This window comes from Enterococcus sp. AZ196, assembly GCF_050498845.1.
Classification (GTDB): domain Bacteria; phylum Bacillota; class Bacilli; order Lactobacillales; family Enterococcaceae; genus Enterococcus_A; species Enterococcus_A murrayae.
Genome location: NZ_JBIPAM010000001.1, coordinates 2658701 through 2674509 on the forward strand (window position 1 = coordinate 2658701; position 15809 = coordinate 2674509).

15 protein-coding genes are annotated in these 15809 nt (G+C 38.6%); 10 read left to right on the plus strand and 5 right to left on the minus strand.

From position 1 onward, the window contains the following. Positions 1 to 68: 68 nt before the first annotated feature. From IGI67_RS12825 to IGI67_RS12835, 3 genes are all read left to right on the plus strand, one after another. Complete coding sequence (locus IGI67_RS12825) at positions 69 to 776, plus strand: winged helix-turn-helix domain-containing protein (protein ID WP_429957958.1); 708 nt, start codon at positions 69 to 71, stop codon at positions 774 to 776. Positions 777 to 1306: 530 nt separating this feature from the next. Next, positions 1307 to 2056, plus strand: a complete 750-nt coding sequence (locus tag IGI67_RS12830; protein WP_207107162.1) for a winged helix-turn-helix domain-containing protein — start codon at positions 1307 to 1309, stop codon at positions 2054 to 2056. Between the two features lie 30 nt (positions 2057 to 2086). Beyond that, positions 2087 to 4102 carry a MucBP domain-containing protein gene (locus IGI67_RS12835; RefSeq protein WP_429957959.1) on the plus strand — a complete coding sequence of 672 codons (2016 nt, stop codon included), beginning with the start codon at positions 2087 to 2089 and terminating at the stop codon, positions 4100 to 4102. 50 nt (positions 4103 to 4152) lie between these two features. Here the strand turns inward: IGI67_RS12835 and IGI67_RS12840 are convergent, their stop codons facing one another. Both IGI67_RS12840 and IGI67_RS12845 read right to left on the minus strand, forming a co-directional pair. Beyond that, positions 4153 to 4776 carry a TetR/AcrR family transcriptional regulator gene (locus IGI67_RS12840; RefSeq protein WP_429957960.1) on the minus strand — a complete coding sequence of 208 codons (624 nt, stop codon included), beginning with the start codon at positions 4774 to 4776 and terminating at the stop codon, positions 4153 to 4155. Between the two features lie 297 nt (positions 4777 to 5073). Continuing rightward, complete coding sequence (locus IGI67_RS12845) at positions 5074 to 5961, minus strand: VOC family protein (RefSeq protein ID WP_429957961.1); 888 nt, start codon at positions 5959 to 5961, stop codon at positions 5074 to 5076. 228 nt (positions 5962 to 6189) lie between these two features. On the opposite strand from IGI67_RS12845, the gene IGI67_RS12850 reads away from it, so the two are divergent. From IGI67_RS12850 to IGI67_RS12865, 4 genes are all read left to right on the plus strand, one after another. Further along, on the plus strand, positions 6190 to 7050 hold the full coding sequence (locus IGI67_RS12850) for a VOC family protein (RefSeq protein ID WP_429957962.1): 861 nt from the start codon (positions 6190 to 6192) through the stop codon (positions 7048 to 7050). Positions 7051 to 7338: 288 nt separating this feature from the next. Then, positions 7339 to 7758: a GTP pyrophosphokinase gene (locus tag IGI67_RS12855; protein WP_429957963.1), complete on the plus strand. Its 420-nt coding sequence runs from the start codon at positions 7339 to 7341 to the stop codon at positions 7756 to 7758. A 129-nt stretch (positions 7759 to 7887) separates the two neighbouring features. Continuing rightward, positions 7888 to 8565, plus strand: coding sequence for a response regulator transcription factor (locus IGI67_RS12860; protein WP_429957964.1), 678 nt, complete (start codon positions 7888 to 7890; stop codon positions 8563 to 8565). A 92-nt stretch (positions 8566 to 8657) separates the two neighbouring features. Continuing rightward, positions 8658 to 9545, plus strand: a complete 888-nt coding sequence (locus IGI67_RS12865) for a D-alanyl-D-alanine carboxypeptidase family protein (protein ID WP_207107168.1) — start codon at positions 8658 to 8660, stop codon at positions 9543 to 9545. A 49-nt stretch (positions 9546 to 9594) separates the two neighbouring features. On the opposite strand, the gene IGI67_RS12870 is transcribed toward IGI67_RS12865, so the two are convergent. The 3 genes from IGI67_RS12870 to IGI67_RS12880 form a co-directional block, all read right to left on the minus strand. Then, positions 9595 to 10692, minus strand: a complete 1098-nt coding sequence (locus tag IGI67_RS12870; RefSeq protein WP_207107169.1) for a sensor histidine kinase — start codon at positions 10690 to 10692, stop codon at positions 9595 to 9597. Positions 10693 to 11251: 559 nt separating this feature from the next. After that, a complete protein-coding gene (locus IGI67_RS12875) occupies positions 11252 to 12460 on the minus strand; it encodes a tyrosine-type recombinase/integrase (protein ID WP_207107170.1) in 1209 nt (402 codons plus the stop codon). Then, entirely contained in the window at positions 12447 to 12650 is a 204-nt protein-coding gene (locus IGI67_RS12880; RefSeq protein WP_207107171.1) for a DUF3173 domain-containing protein, read from the minus strand. The genes IGI67_RS12875 and IGI67_RS12880 overlap by 14 nt, the downstream gene beginning before the upstream one ends. 742 nt (positions 12651 to 13392) lie before the next feature. Here IGI67_RS12880 and IGI67_RS12885 point away from each other — a divergent pair. The 3 genes from IGI67_RS12885 to pgmB all read left to right on the plus strand — a co-directional run bounded on the left by IGI67_RS12885 (position 13393) and on the right by pgmB (position 15800). Further along, positions 13393 to 14385 carry a LacI family DNA-binding transcriptional regulator gene (locus IGI67_RS12885; protein ID WP_207107172.1) on the plus strand — a complete coding sequence of 331 codons (993 nt, stop codon included), beginning with the start codon at positions 13393 to 13395 and terminating at the stop codon, positions 14383 to 14385. 70 nt (positions 14386 to 14455) lie between these two features. After that, a complete protein-coding gene (locus IGI67_RS12890) occupies positions 14456 to 14842 on the plus strand; it encodes an RDD family protein (RefSeq protein WP_207107173.1) in 387 nt (128 codons plus the stop codon). A 295-nt stretch (positions 14843 to 15137) separates the two neighbouring features. Next, a complete protein-coding gene (gene pgmB / locus IGI67_RS12895; protein WP_429957965.1) occupies positions 15138 to 15800 on the plus strand; it encodes a beta-phosphoglucomutase in 663 nt (220 codons plus the stop codon). Positions 15801 to 15809: the final 9 nt, after the last annotated feature.

The window sequence follows — 15809 nt, forward strand, 5'->3', positions numbered from 1 at the left end:
AACGTGACGTATTCCCGCATTCTGTTCATTTGCTGTGTAAGTATAAAATAAACAAGGGGCGAACCTAAGTGAAAAAAATTCTATTCTTAACCAAAAATATTCTTGTCGATCAGAAATTTCAAAATGAGCTGCAGCAATTAAACTTTGAAGTCTTCTGTTCAAGCCTCTTATTAGAGAAGTTGTTAGATAATACCTCCTCATTTGATAATCTTGGTATCAGCACCTGCTATGAAATCATTCTTCTGAGCGATACGATTTCAGATAAGGAAGCGATGTTTCTTTTAAAGAACCTTCAGCAGTATTCTTTACCGATGGTAAGGAAGGACAATCTTAGTCCAACAAAGAAGATAATGGAGGAATGGTCAGCCTATGGCTTGAAGGGCTGGATACATGCAGAAACAACCAAAAGCGAAGTTCGAGAGCTGCTCAGCAATTTAGATTATATAGAAGAGAACAGACAAAAAAATTACCAAAGTAGACTATTGAGTGTTCACGATGGGCCAAGCTTTTCCAGATTGGAACGCTTGTTGATCGATATCTTGTGCCAGAGTCCCAAGCAGACGGTCTCAAGAAATGAACTATGCCACAAATTGTGGGAAAGCGATGCAACGAACTCCAATTTATCCCATTTGTCCTTTTTAGTTAGTAAGCTAAAGAAGAAGCTTGAACTAATTGGCTTTGACAAAGAGTGTATTGGCACTATATGGGGCAAAGGGTACCAAGTCACGCAAGAGGTCTCAGATTGGTGGGGAGCCAAAGTAGAGTTGAAAGTATGACCGTAATTAGAAAACATTTGTACGGAGCTTGGGCAAATCAAATGACTAAGCTCCATACAAATGTGAACAAGAGTAAAAAAATAGGAAATGAAGAGGAACCAACCTGAATTTTGTCGGGTTGGTTCCTTTTTTTCTCGTAATGTAAAAGCAGAACGTTGTCAGAGAAGTTGATTAAGAAAAAATTCAATTCTTTTTTGATTATCGTACTAAAAGATCGAAAATATAAAAATAAGAATATTTTTATACGATCGTTATATTCTAAAGTGATTTTTAACTAGAAATAATCTTGACAAAACTATTGTTTACTAGTATATATAAATAAACTAGTGAGTGCTAGTTTATATATTAGTTAACTTTTGGTTTAAATATAAACCAAAAATAAAATGTATGAAAAAGCACAAATGACACTTGTGCGGTGTTTTATTTCAATAGGGACTTTTGAACGGTGTAAGCGAACGGCTTCTTATACCCAAGTGTTTGTCTGAAATAAGAACATCTAAAAAAGGAAAAATTAAGGGAGGAATCAAGCAATGACAAAAGTGTTGCTGCTAAGCAAAAATCATATGATTGAATCTAATCTTCAGAATATTTTGCAACGTGTAAATGCCGAGTTCTATTGTTCTTCAAGTCTATTTTATCAAGCAAAGGAACAGGCTCAGGTCATACAATATTTTTCACTGGTGATTGTTTGCGACACGATTTCCAACGTTGAGCTGACCCAGTATATCAAAGGAATAAAGAGCTGTGGCATTCCGATTTTTAGAATGGGAAACAAAAAACAAATTAACGCAACAGAGTTTTCATGGTTGGACGATGATATCGACTATTGGATCGAGCCTGGCGACAGCGATTCAGAGATTATCGATAAGATTGCCAGAGCAAGTTTTTACAAGCCGCAACCAGGACGGCCTTCGAAGGAAGAGGGGTTCACGGGTCAGAATTATTCAAACTTTATTAATCGCTTATCTAAAAGAGAGCTGCAGCTGTTGGTATATCTCTATGAAGCAAACGGCGAAACCATCTCGAGAGAACTGCTTTGCCAAAAAATGTGGAAAACAGAGATGTCTCATGCTGGATTTTCCAACCTGTCTGCTATCGCGAAACGTCTGAAGCTGAAAATGCTGGCTGCGGGTATTGATACTGAGGGGATGGGCTCTAGTTGGGGACAAGGGTACTTCCTCCAAGCACCATTTCTTTCATTTCTAAAAAACAATGATTTTGATAAACATTTTTCTGCTATTTCAACGCATGTTGAAGCACCTCATGAGGAAACAACGTAAACAAAAATACGATACTCAAGGAGAGAATACATGAAAAAGTTAGGTATGAAGTTGGTAGTGTTATTATTTTGCTGTAATGTTGCAATGGGCGGATGGGGGCCGATTCTAAGCGTATCTGCTGTCGAGAGCAATAGCAGAGCGAGTGAATCAGTCGAAACATGGATGCCGGATCCCAATCTAAGAAAAGCTGTTGCTTATTATTTGGGTCAGATCGATCCCAATGATATAACCAAAGAAGCAATGGCTGAGCTGGATATGCTGACCTTTGATCAATATACCTTAGATATACCTGAAGGTACGGTCGTTGATTTTACAGGTCTTGAGTATGCCGGGGAACTGTTGACCTTGGACAGTACGTATATCATTGCTGAAAATGTGCCCACTATTAAGGTGGCCGAAGATTCTTTTGTCTATGTGATGCCGAATGTGCTGAAAAAGCTGGAAAATTCCGGTAATGTTGCACAGCTTCAAATTGGTAGCCGGTATGGAGAAGGTGTTCCAGCAAGTGAACTTGTCGGATTAGGGGAATACATTCATCGATTGAATCCAACGAATTATCTGCGTATTTTTTCAAAAGACATGGCTGATTTTTCAGCGATTGGTATCCAGTCGGAGACCCTGACAGAGATTTGGAGTGCTGAATTTGTGACGCAATCACAATTACAGCTGCCAGAATTAAGGGTGGAGCACGGTCATACTGGTGAGGTTCAATACAAGCAGGAGACCCTCAAGGATTTCATGGGGAATTCCCTACTTTCAGCTGCAACGCATTCAGCGCCAGGAATGGTCTGGTTTTTGAATGAGAATAAGGAAGAGATTGAGTATCCTTCTGTTGATTACACAGAGGAGGGGATGGTTTTTGAGGCTATTCCAGAAGAGGCTGCTTATGTTTTGGTTGAATTCATGCAGCTTCCTACTGCTTTATCCAACAGCACCAACACAAGGGCTTTAACCTATGCGACCTATACGCTAAGGGCATTGGTCCCAATAACAAGGTTCCAGCCGGCAGCCGATGTGACAGTAAGGTATCATGACGAGGCTGGCGAGCAGATTGCTGATGAAGAGATATTAACGGGAAATGTCGGAGAAGAATATATCTCTGAACAAAAGGTAATTGGCGGTTACACCTTTAAAGAGGTTCAAGGGAATCCCACGGGTCCATTCACAGATCAGCCTCAAACAGTCACTTACGTATATACGAAGAATCCAGTACAAGCAGGAGATGTGACTGTAAAATACCAAGACACAGAAGGCAATCCGATTGCAGATGAAGAAATATTGACGGGAACTATCGGAGAAGAATATGTCTCTGAACAAAAGGTAATTGATGGTTATACCTTTAAAGAGGTTCAAGGGAACGCCACCGGCCCATTTACAGCTCAGCCCCAAACAGTCACTTATGTATATACGAAAAACACAGCTGAAGAATCAAGCGTGACTGTAAATTATCAGGATGAAGCTGGTAAGCCGATTGCTGACACAGTTACACTGTCAGGAAAAATAGGAGAAAAATATACATCTGAACAAAAGAAAATTGCTGGCTATACATTTAAAGAAGTGCGGGGGAATGCAGCAGGAACATTTACCGAACAGGCGCAGACGGTTACTTATGTATACAGCCGATCAGCAGAAAAAGCCGCAACAGTGACCGCTAAATATCAAGATGAGGATGGCAAACGTATTTCTGATGATGTTGTGTTGACCGGAAATGCTGGAGAAGATTATAAAACGGAACAAAAAGAAATCGCTGGCTTCACCTTTAAAGAGGTGAAAGGAAATGCCGCTGGGAAATTCACAGACCAAGCACAGGAAGTCATTTATATCTATAAAAAGACACCTGCTGCCACAGGTGGTGTGACGAACACTGGAGGAAACAGCGGCACAACAGTTGTCCATTCAATCAATACGATCCATGGCGGGTATGGTAAAAACCTACCCAATACGGGTGCAGATACAACGCTCTCTCATGCGATGACCTTAGCTGGCGTCACTTTGATGTTCAGTTTAGGCACCTGTCTGTTTGTTCTAAAAAGAAGAAAAAGATAGCAAAACAGAAGAAGTCTCGACAAAACTGTCGGTGCTTCTTCTGTTTTGCTTTACTTAGAATCAGCGCGATAAATCTGATCAAATTGTTTGATGTGATGTTCTAAATAGACAATGTTTTCTTCTTCTAAATCAGGCCGAATATCGCTGCGCCGAATGAGAGAATTAAGCGGAGCATAGAAATGCATCGCAGTAGTATAAGGATCCGCTTTGATGAAGGTTCCTCGCTGAATTAAATCAGTAAATAAGGCAGTCAGGTATTTCATTGGAGAATCGAAGAACAACTCATTATACAAATCCCCAACATGCTGATGCATATGCTGTTCAGTGATCAGCAATTTTCGGAATTTAGAGGCTGTTTCATTTCTCAAATAAAACTTAAAGGCATCCACATACATCTTAGTCAAATCCTCTGCAGAGCTGTTTGTGTAGATGTCTCCCGCATCACCAGCTAAGGGTAAAGCGAAGGTATTGTTTGCTTCTTTTAAAATGTCACACACCTCAAATAAGATAGTATCAAAGATTTCTTGCTTGCTCTTGTAATGGTTATACAGCGAACTATCTTTGATTCCTACTGCATGCGCGATTTCCTTCACCGATACCCCATCAAACCCATGTTCAGAAAAGAGTGTTAAGGCCTCTTGCCATATCCGTTCCTTGGTATTCTTTATAATCATTGCCTCCTTTGATCGTTTTGCAGAAAAAATATTTATTATAAAAAAAATTAGTTCGGTAGTTTTTTTCAACAACGATTCAGTATTTGACGCTTTATATACAAACTATTAAACACATTTAATATCATATATACTAATATTTTTTTGCGTTGTCAATGGTCGGTGGATTAGGGTTCAAATGTTTTATTTGATTGGGAATAATAATTATAACGTTGGTTATTTATTTAGGCGATACAATAGTAAGACATCAAAAAAGCATGGAACGACCGAAAATTGCGTCGTTCCATGCTTTATTTGCTGTTAACTATCTGGATAGAGTGCAGCCTCGATCTCTGCACGTTGCTCTGCTAAAAATGGCGGCAGTACAAAGTCTTTCCCTAAGCTGTCTAATGGCTCATCGATCGTAAAACCAGGGGCAAGAGTAGCGAACTCTATCCGATTTCCGCCTGGTTCACGAATATAAAGACTCTTGAAGTACCCACGAGAGACCATTTTTTCGATTTGCCAGCCTTGATCCTCCGCTCTATGATAAAGCTCATCTAGCTCCGTCTCATTCGCGACTGCAAAAGCGATGTGATCGGCACTGCCTCGTCCCATTCGCGATGTCTCATCAGATTCGGTAGGCAAAATCTCGAAAAAGTCGGTCCCATTCAGATGGATACGCTGATCAACTATCTTCCATCCAAGAAAGGTCTCAAAAAAAGCACTCGTTAATTTAGGCTCCCGAACGTGGATCTGACTAGAATTCAACCCTAAGATCTGCTTCTCAGCGGGAATCTCATTGGCAACTTGGTAGGACAGTGCTAATGGCGGCTGATCCGTTTCCGTCAAAAGGATCTCTACTTGATCCGCATCGAAAAAGCGCAATTGCCGATCCATTGAGGTGAAGGATACCTGATAATGCTTCAGGCGTTCTTTCCAATAGGACAAACTATTGCGAGGCAGCTTCAGACCAATCGTTGAAATAAAATTCTGCTTCTCATAGCGATGCCCCAAATGCGGCACGACAAAAAACGTAACGACACTGCCAGGAGTGCCTTGATAATCTCCGTAATAGTAATGGAGCATCCGATGATTTTCTTGATTGACTGTATTTTTCACAAATCGCAAACCTAGGATTTCCGTATAGAACCGGACATTTTTATGCCGATCCTTGGTCAATAATGAAATATGATGAAATGACGACATAAAGCCACCTTCTTTTACTTACTTTTTATTAGTATAGGTGAAGTATGATCGTTAGACAAGCCAAGCGACTTCTATTTACAAAAGTATAAGTGACTCTTGGCTAAAGGAAATCAGAATAATGAAAACGCTGAGCATGGAATTTTACTTACAAATAGTAAGATGTTAATGTGAACTCAAGGAAGCAGTAAAAATTATTCGATTGACATCGTTTATTCAGGAGGAGTTACCATGACAGTTATTATTCCAACTTTTCAATTAAGCGCTGCTGCGCACATTGGCAACGTAGCTTTGAAAGTAGCCAATTTAAAAAAAATGACTCGATTTTATCAAGAGGTGATCGGGTTACAAGTATTAGATCAAAGCGCAGTCAAAAGCACCTTAGGAGTCGGAGAGACGGTATTACTAGAGTTACATAAGGTACAGAATCCTCTACCAGTGACGCCTAAAACAGGGTTGTACCACGTAGCCTTTTTATTACCAAGTCGAAAAGATTTAGGAAATGCCCTGTTTCACTATTTAAATGTTAAGGCTCCTTTGATTGGTGCCAGTGATCACGGCTATAGTGAAGCCTTATATCTAAATGATCCAGAAGGCAATGGCATCGAAGTCTACCATGACAAGCCTCAAAATGAGTGGGATATTCGTGAAGATGGCGAGATAGTTGGTGTGACTCTCGAAATGGATGCCGAAGGAGTGCTCGCTGCGGGTGATCGGACATGGACAGGATTTCCAACAGGATCAAGCGTTGGACACGTTCACTTGAAGGTAGCCGATCTACCACAAACGGAGAAATTTTTTACCGAAGTTTTAGGCCTGTCCTTGAAAAATAATTTTGGCAATCAAGCCAAATTCTTCGCTACCGGTGAGTATCACCATCATATCGGTTCCAATATCTGGTTAGGAAAAAACATTCCGGCGATGACTGATAAGGATTTAGGATTAGATTATTTTAGTTTCTCTGTGCCAAATCAAGCAGAGTTGGATCGCTTAGAAAATCACTGGAAAAATCAGATAGAATATATCAAAGATGAAACCGGCAGCTTGTGGGTCGTTGATCCGAATGGGATTACGATGAAGTTTGAAAGGTAGGCTTGTCATCAGAAAATTTTGCATGATTCGGGATTCCTGCATTTAGGGATTTTGTCCAAATACTAAATAGACCCAACCAGCACCTGCTCAGTCAGTGATTGACTGGCGCAATGACTAAGCCCACAAAAGGAAAAGCATACATCTTTTTTTGAAGGGATGAGAGTTTAAAACTATTCAATTTTACTATACACGATGCAAAGATCAGATTTGTGTATAATTGGTTTATAGATTCTAATTCTATGGTTTGATCAAAGATTTTCGTAAAATATTTGAAGGTAGGTGTGTATCTTGGGATTAATCGATATTGCCAAAGAACTATCAAAAAACGCGCATCAAAATCAATTTGATAAAGCGGGGCAGCCGTATTATTTACATCCAGAAAGGGTTGCAAGTTTTGTTGAGACTGACATGGAGAAGGCGGTGGCTTATCTTCATGATGTGTTAGAGGACACCGAAACAACTGTGGAAGATTTTCGGAAAGCTGGAATTTCTGAGGAGGTTGTCGAGGCTGTTGTGTTGCTAACCCATAAGAAGGACGAACCCTATTTTGATTACTTAAAAAAGGTGAAGCAAAATGACTTAGCAAGAGAAGTCAAACTAGCGGATCTAAAGCACAATTCGGATATTTCTAGACTTGAGAATCCAAGTGAAAAAGACTTTGAAAGACTGGAAAAATATAAGCAGGCTCGAAAATTCTTAATGGAATGAAATGTAAAAGATGAGACTAGAAAATAAGTCATCGCCCCGCCCTTGAATTTCCCCCGTCTTAAAACAATCCTAGATTTTTCATGCTATATTTATAGGGCATGGATAAACTATCTAGGAATGGGTGAGCCTATGGTAAAGATATTAATGGTTGAAGACGAGCAGGAAATCAGTGAGCTGGTTGTTTTCTATTTGAAAAATGAGAACTATGAAGTGATTCCTTGTACCAATGGACAGGAAGCTTTGGAAAAGATTCGCACGCAGGAATTCTCGATGGCGATTTTGGATGTGATGCTGCCGGACATTAGCGGTTTTGATATTTGTCAGGAGATTCGTAAGAAATATACTTATCCAATCATTATGCTGACAGCAAAAGGGGAAGAGATCGACAAGATAACGGGTCTGACTCTTGGAGCGGATGATTATATCACTAAGCCATTTCGGCCATTGGAGCTGGTTGCTCGGGTGAAGGCACAGCTGAGAAGGGTGACTCAGTATAGTAATTTGGGTCGGAATGTTTTAACGGTAAAAGGGATAGAGCTGGATGTTGATAAGCGAAAGGTTTTTCTCAATGAGCAGGAGCTGTATCTGACACCAATCGAATTTTCGATTCTGCGTTTATTGATGGAGCGGCAGGATCAAGTGGTGAGCTCAGAGGAAATCTTTAAGGAAGTTTGGGGCGAAAAATACTACGTCAATTCTAATAATACGATTATGGTACACATCCGCCATTTAAGGGAAAAGATGCAGGACACCGGTGAAAAGTATAAGTACATTCAAACGGCCTGGGGCATTGGATACAAAATCTAACTCCTTAAGAGAACTTAAGATAGAAATAAGTGAATATTAAAAACTGGCTTTTCTATAGATGCTTAAATGTAGCTATAGGGAGGTCTTTTTTTATGAGAAAACAGTTTAGAATGTGGATGGTCTTTCTTTTACTACTATTTTTCGTGCTCGGTGGTGTACTTTTACAACGAGCAGGAAAAACGATGGGTGTCGCTGGAGTTTCAAAACCAGATGCAAGAATTTCATCGAAGCATTATTTATTGAAAGAGAGAAATGGATCGGAAATCTATCGGAAAGGTGAAAGGCAAAGGATTTCAATCGCTTCGCTGACGAAAATCATGACCGCCATCTGTATTATCGAAAACGTCGATGATTTTGAAGAGATCACTACTGTACCTCAAAGTATCTTTTTTGAGATTGAACAGAATAATCTAGCCACGGCTGGTCTGATTTCTGGCGAGGAAATCAATTATTGGGATTTATTGCATGGCATTATGTTGCCGTCGGGTTCAGACGCGGTAATGACCGCAGCTTTATCCCTTTGCGGCGATGAAGAATCCTTTGTGGAATTGATGAATGAAAAAGCCGCGCAACTTGGGATGACCGACACACATTTTACGAATCCAACGGGCTTAGATGAAGCCAATCATTATTCGACGGTCTGGGATATGATGATTCTTTTAGAGTACGCGTTAAAAAATGAATCTTTTTATCAGCTATTCACCTCATTGAATTATCAGGGGCAAACGACGAACTTGCATCCAGAAGGCAATTATTTCACCAGCAGTATGATTAGTCGTGGCGAGAGTCTGGAGCTTTCCAATGGAAGGATTATTGGCGGGAAGACCGGCTACACCTCAAAAGCGGGTCTGTGTCTGGCGAGCTTAGCCGAAATTGACGGCAAGGAGTATCTGCTGATCATCGCCGGCTGCAAAGGCAACGAGGAATCTAAACAGTTCAATGTGGTCGAGAGCCGTCAGTTGTATAACAGCATAAACTAATTGGGCAGCATCATTATTGTTTCCAATCCAAAAAAGCGCGCAGAATTTTCTACGCGCTTTCTAACGGCAAGGTGATCGTGAATTTAGTGAGTCCATTGTCGCTGGCGGCTGTAATCGTGCCTTGATGAGCCAAGATGATTTCTTTAGCGATCGCCAAGCCTAAGCCTGCGCCACCTGTTTTTGTTGAACGAGATTTGTCTAGACGATAGAATTTTTCAAAAATATTCGCCAATTGATTTTCTGGAATGGTGATTCCTTCATTTGAAATACTAAAGATCATATTCTCGGCATCGCTTGAGAGCCTCAAATGAATCGTTGAGTTTGTTGTTCCATAGTTCATCGCATTTTTCAGCAGGTTATTCAAGACACGAGCCAATTGCTCATTGTCTGCTAAGAGAGTAAATGATTCAGGACCATCGTAGGTCAGCGACTGATTCTTTTCCTTCAATAAAGGATAGAACTCATCCACCATCTGATTCAATAGAAAGACAAAGTCCAGCTTCTCTTTATACAGCTGGATATCATGAAGATTAAAGCGCGTGATATCAAAAAAGTCATCAATCAAGTGTTCCAATCGGGTCGATTTTTCCAGTGTGATGGCTAAAAAATGCTTCTTTTGTTCCTCGGTCAAATCCTCCGAATCGATCATCAAATTAAGATACCCAATCACAGACACTAAAGGAGTCCTCAAATCGTGAGCAAGATAAGTGATCAGGTCCTTTGTTCGTTGCGTCTCGCGTTTCAGCAGCAGTTCATTGTTTTCAATATCCGATTTGATCTTCAGCAATTCATTGTCGATCACGACCTCACCTGTCGAAGCAGCGGAAGGGTCTGAAAAAAATTGAGCGATCTTCCCAGCAAGCAGGTGAGTATTCTTAGCCATTTGGTTCCGATAAATCAGGTAGCTGGCAAGTGAGACGATAAAAATAATCGTAAGGGCAAAGAGAATCAGGAATAATTTTACTGTCGGCCAGTCGATATATTGCTGTCGATAGCCCTCTTCATCAGCAGTCGACTGAATCAGGACATTATAAAAACCATCAAGAATCGTATGATGCAGGTTGGTTCGAATAAAGAGAAAATACAGCCCGATGATCAGAGCGACACTCAATAAAATAAAGGAGAAGATACTTAGCTTTCGTCTCATTGGCTCCCGCCTTTCTAACGTGAGATTTTAAACTAAGTGTATCAAACAGACTGAGGATAAAAAAGTTGAGAAGTCTTAAGTTTTCTTCATTAATTCAATTTATTTTTAGTTTTGATCAGAACGCCAGGAATTGAACTTAACTTCATTTTTCTATTTTTTTCGACTGAATTTGAAGTTAAGTTCAAATTTAGTATGATTGAAGAAAATGATGAAGGAGGCGACCAATGTTTAAGCGACCATTTTACTTAGATCAAATCATTAAGTTTATAGATGAAATAAAAATTGAGTATATAGTGGATTGGCTGTTGAAAGGTGAAGAGAATAGTTAGATTTTCATAAAATGACTCTAGTAAAATGAACCCCGCTAAGAAAATTCTTGGCGGGGTCTTTGGTGGATACAATTCAGTCAATAATGCGAAGAAAGACTGGTAAATCAGTCTTTTGGGAATAAAGGTATTTTGTGCTTTTATTCCCACTCTAAGTTTGCTAGTGATCATAAACCCTTTCATATCAAGGGTTTTGGCTATATCTAACAAGCTCGGCGGAATTCTGGCGGAACTTATTTTTTTACTGCATGATTTCCGTTGAAATTTATTCTTGTTTTTGGAGCGGTTTGTATCTGGATATTGCCAGACATGACATCAGCAATGGTTTCATCAATACCTGACCACATGTGCGAATAGTGCTTCAAGGTAATATCAGGACTTGAATGCCCCATGCGTTTTGACAAAATTAAAACAGAGACATTAAATTCATTGATTAAGTAAGAGGCATGAGAATGGCGTAGCCCTTTTGCTTGGATTCTTGGAACATTAGCAAATGTTGAGTAACGCTCAACGATTCTTGAGATTGTTGATTTGATCATTGGCATGCCATCGTAGCTAAAAATAAAATCATGAATACCCATTTCATTTTGTCGCTTTTTCCAGTCTTTTAAAATCTGGATCGTGTCATCATCTAGAGAAATGATTCGTTTACCATCGGCGGTTTTGGTGTAATTTTTACGCGTCCAATCATTTTTGCTTCGGATAAAAAGGGTGTGGTGAACTCGGAGACGTTTATTTTTAAAATCAATATCGTCCCACCATAAAGCAGTTCCTTCACTGACTCGAATACCAGTCATAAAATAGACCCAAAGCATTATAAAACATAGGTGTTCGTAAAAATCATCAATACAAATTTCCGCAATCACTTTTTCAAAGTCTTTTTTCGTCCAATAGGGTACGACTGCTTTCCCTTTTGGAATAGCCTTTACACGCTTCGAAATATTCGCCTCTAAAAATTGCATCTCAACTGCCATATCTAGACTCTTCCGAAACATCCCGAAAACGAGACTGGCATAAGCTTGCGAGTAACCAGCCCCTTTTGCTGAAAGTAACCATGTTCGAAATTGTTGAACATCTGCAATAGAGATTTCTCGGAGTTCTAAATGACCAAAGCGATCTCGCATGTTTTCCAGCGTTTTTTTGCGTACATAAAAGGTACTTTCTTCTACATCTGTTTCATAATAGGGAATGTAGACAGCATCCATAAAACGACCGTACGTCATGTGATAATCCGCATAACCATTTGTTGAGAGGGATTCATTTTTGACTCGGATCAGTTCTTTATGTGCTTGTTGGGCAGAAGTGAATTTCTTACCTTGTTGATTTTTTCGTCCTTTTTTTCGAATCTTTTTTCCTGTAATTCGATCTTTTCCTAAATAGACTTCATAATAAAATTGTCCATTTTTATCGACATAAACACCTGCATATTTAGTTTTTGCCAAGAGTGTTTTCCTCCAATTCTAGTTCACAGCCTAGAATTGATTCAACGATCTCTTTTGGCACTCGTCCTAAACGCTTATTATTATAAAACGGGTACCCTTTTTGTACCATAATTCTTTTCCCTTGTCTAATAAGCACCATGGCAGTGTGCTTGGAGAAGCCAATTTCCATCAAATCATTCTTCGTAATCATCTCTTTTATTATGATTTCCTCCTATTAAGACTAATTCCTTTACATCTATAGCATTAGTTGCAATACATATCATCGTTTGATTCTCCTTTAGTAATTTAAGTTGTTTCGTCATTTTTGAACTGCCTTGGAATCGGCACACAGGAATTTAACCTCTCCCTGTAGTTAGCAGCGAGACACGTTTTGAGTGTGAGTATCATTATAGTAAGTTGATGTCATGGTGTCTTGATTCTCCAAATCAAGACTAAGATCAGATATCTGTTCGCTCAGCGGAAGCTTCTTGGCGTATCTGTCTGATAACTCGATCAACTAACAATGTTGTCCAAAAATGAGTATTTGATTGTCAAAGAACTAAATTTTATCTTCGTATATAAACAAACTTGAACGGCTCATTTTTGAAACCATTACCAAATTCCTTAAAGGAATATTTAGATTAGATATGTATAAAAGCTATCTGAATGCAAAAACATGATCAGTTTGGGCTATGTGTCATACCTGATAGGGAGACTGATTAATGAATTGAAAATCACTAGTGATTAGAAAAAAACTTGATGTATGAAGTTATTAAAAGTGAAATAGCATTGAGAGATTTTCAAATAGATTCAAAAAAATTTGATTTTTTTTTTTTTCTCTATAGAATACAATTATCAAGTTCACTAGGCCTGTGTATACTACTATCAGAAAAAAAATAGATTGAATGGATCTGCTATTACAAAATTTAAAAATGAGTAAGGAGTAAGATAACTTGAAAAAAATAACGATTCGAGATGTTGCTAAATTAGCAAATGTCTCAGTGAGTAGTGTCTCACACGTTTTTAATCATTATGATGATATTAGTGAAGAGACAAAAAAGAAAGTATACGAGGCATCAAAAGAGTTGGGCTATGTACCAAATTCTGCGGCACGTAGTTTGTCTAGTAAGCAGTTGAAAACTGTTGCACTTATTTTAAGTGATATTAATGTTATTGCCAGAGGTGTGGCAATGCCTTTGGAAATAATCTCTGGTGTCAGTGATTATTTGGATGATACTGAGTATGAGTTCGTTTTCTATTCCACGAACTTGAAGAAACAGAAGGAAAAAACTTTAAGCCAATTTTGTAATGAACATAATATTTCAGGCGTGATAATACAAGGTTTAAGGACTACTGATCCTTATTATGAAGAATTAAAGCATTTCAATCTTCCTGTAGTGGCGATTGATTTGCATTTTGATAATGAGTCAATAGGAATTGTTAGTGTTGACAATGAGCGAGCTACCTATGAAATGACCAACGTTCTTCTTGGTAAAGGTTATCAAAATATTTTGTTTTTGAATGGTGATCCCAAAGCATCTGTATCCCATGAACGAGAATTAGGGTATAGAAAAGCTATAAAAAAACCCTCGGTTGTGTATGCTGATTATAGTGAAAAAAAAGCTTTTGATTTGGTATTCGATTTGTATGAGTCTAAAGAGCTTCTTAAGTATGATGTAGTTTTTGCTGCCAGTGATTTAATGGCTATTGGATGTTTGAAAGCATTAAAGGAATTAAATCTGATTAATCAAATAGCACTAGTAGGTTTTGATGATATTACATTAGCTTCTTATACAACACCGACGTTGACCACGGTTCGACAAGATGTTTTAAAAATAGCTCAAGTAGCTGCAGAGAATGTAATCGAACATATAGAAACAGGTATAGCTAAGCATTCACTAGTAGATTTTGAGTTAATTGAAAGAGAAAGCGCAAAAATTTTTTAAAAGTGGTTGACATTGGAAGCGGTTCAAAATATAATCCGAATATACCTAAAACGTTTTAGGGGTGATAAAAGTGAAATTACTGATTCTTATTCAAAGGGTTTTGGCAACTTTTATAGACTTGATTGTTATCTATATACCGGTGTATTTTTTGGTGAACATCATGGTAAAAGGTTTCTTTACCCCTGGGATTCTGACTGCTACACTTTTCGTGATTTATAATGTTTTAGCTATTCATTCCTTTCAAGGCCAGACGATTGGTAAGTATTTTGCAAAGATCAGAGTAAAAGATGTGGGAAGAAGTATTATGGAAGATAGTATACGTGAAGTGATAAAGCTTCTGTATTTCTTGCCGTTGTTAGGGGTTATAACGGGTGTATTAAGCTTATCCTGCTATTTTATTCGTGGAAGTTTTCTGCATGACATTATAGGGAAAAGCGAGGTGGTTATTCTTGGGTGAAATTCCAACACTCTCGCTTCTCTCAACCGTACTTGTTACAGTTGCGATTAGCTATTTCGTTGCGTGGTTTTATCGGAATCATTACAATCCTCAAAAGATGCTGATCGCCTATCTTGTTTATGCGCTCCCTTTAAGTATTTTAGGATATTTTTTACATCTAAATTTTATCTTAATTGTCGGTATTTACCTCTTTGGCGGAATCATCTTAATCTTTAGAAATAGTACCTATTTTAACCAGTAATTTTTTTTACAGTTCTCCTAAAACGTTTTAGGAAAAAGCAAAAGGAGTTTTTCTATGTTTAAAGCAGTTCTATTTGATTTAGACGGTGTCATTACGGATACAGCGGAATACCATTTTCTAGCTTGGAAAAAGTTAGGTGAAGAGCTGGGTATATCAATCAACAGAGAATTTAATGAACAATTAAAGGGAGTCTCAAGAGAGGAGTCCTTACAACGCATTCTAGCCTTTGGGGATAGGGAGCATGATTTTTCACCGAAAGAAATTACCACTTTGGCAAATCGTAAAAACGATAATTATGTTGAAATGATTCAAAAAGTTTCTTCAAAAGACGTTTATCCAGGCATTTTAAAATTATTACAGGATTTAAAAGCGATTAATATAAAAATTGCTCTTGCTTCAGCGTCCAAAAACGGTCCATTCCTTTTGGAAAGAATGGAATTGACAAGCTATTTTGATGTTGTTGCTGATCCTTCTAAAGTAGCGGCAGGAAAACCGGCACCAGACATTTTTCTTGCAGCAGCAAACGGAGTTGGTGTAGGAGCTGAGTACGCAATTGGTATAGAAGATGCTCACGCGGGAATCCAAGCAATAAAAGCTGCGGGTATTTTACCGATTGGAGTAGGTGATCCAGAAGTATTGGGAAATGATTTATCAATTGTTAAGGATACCAGTGAATTAACTTTAGAATATTTAAAAAATGCATGGAATACAAGGTAGAAAGAGGGA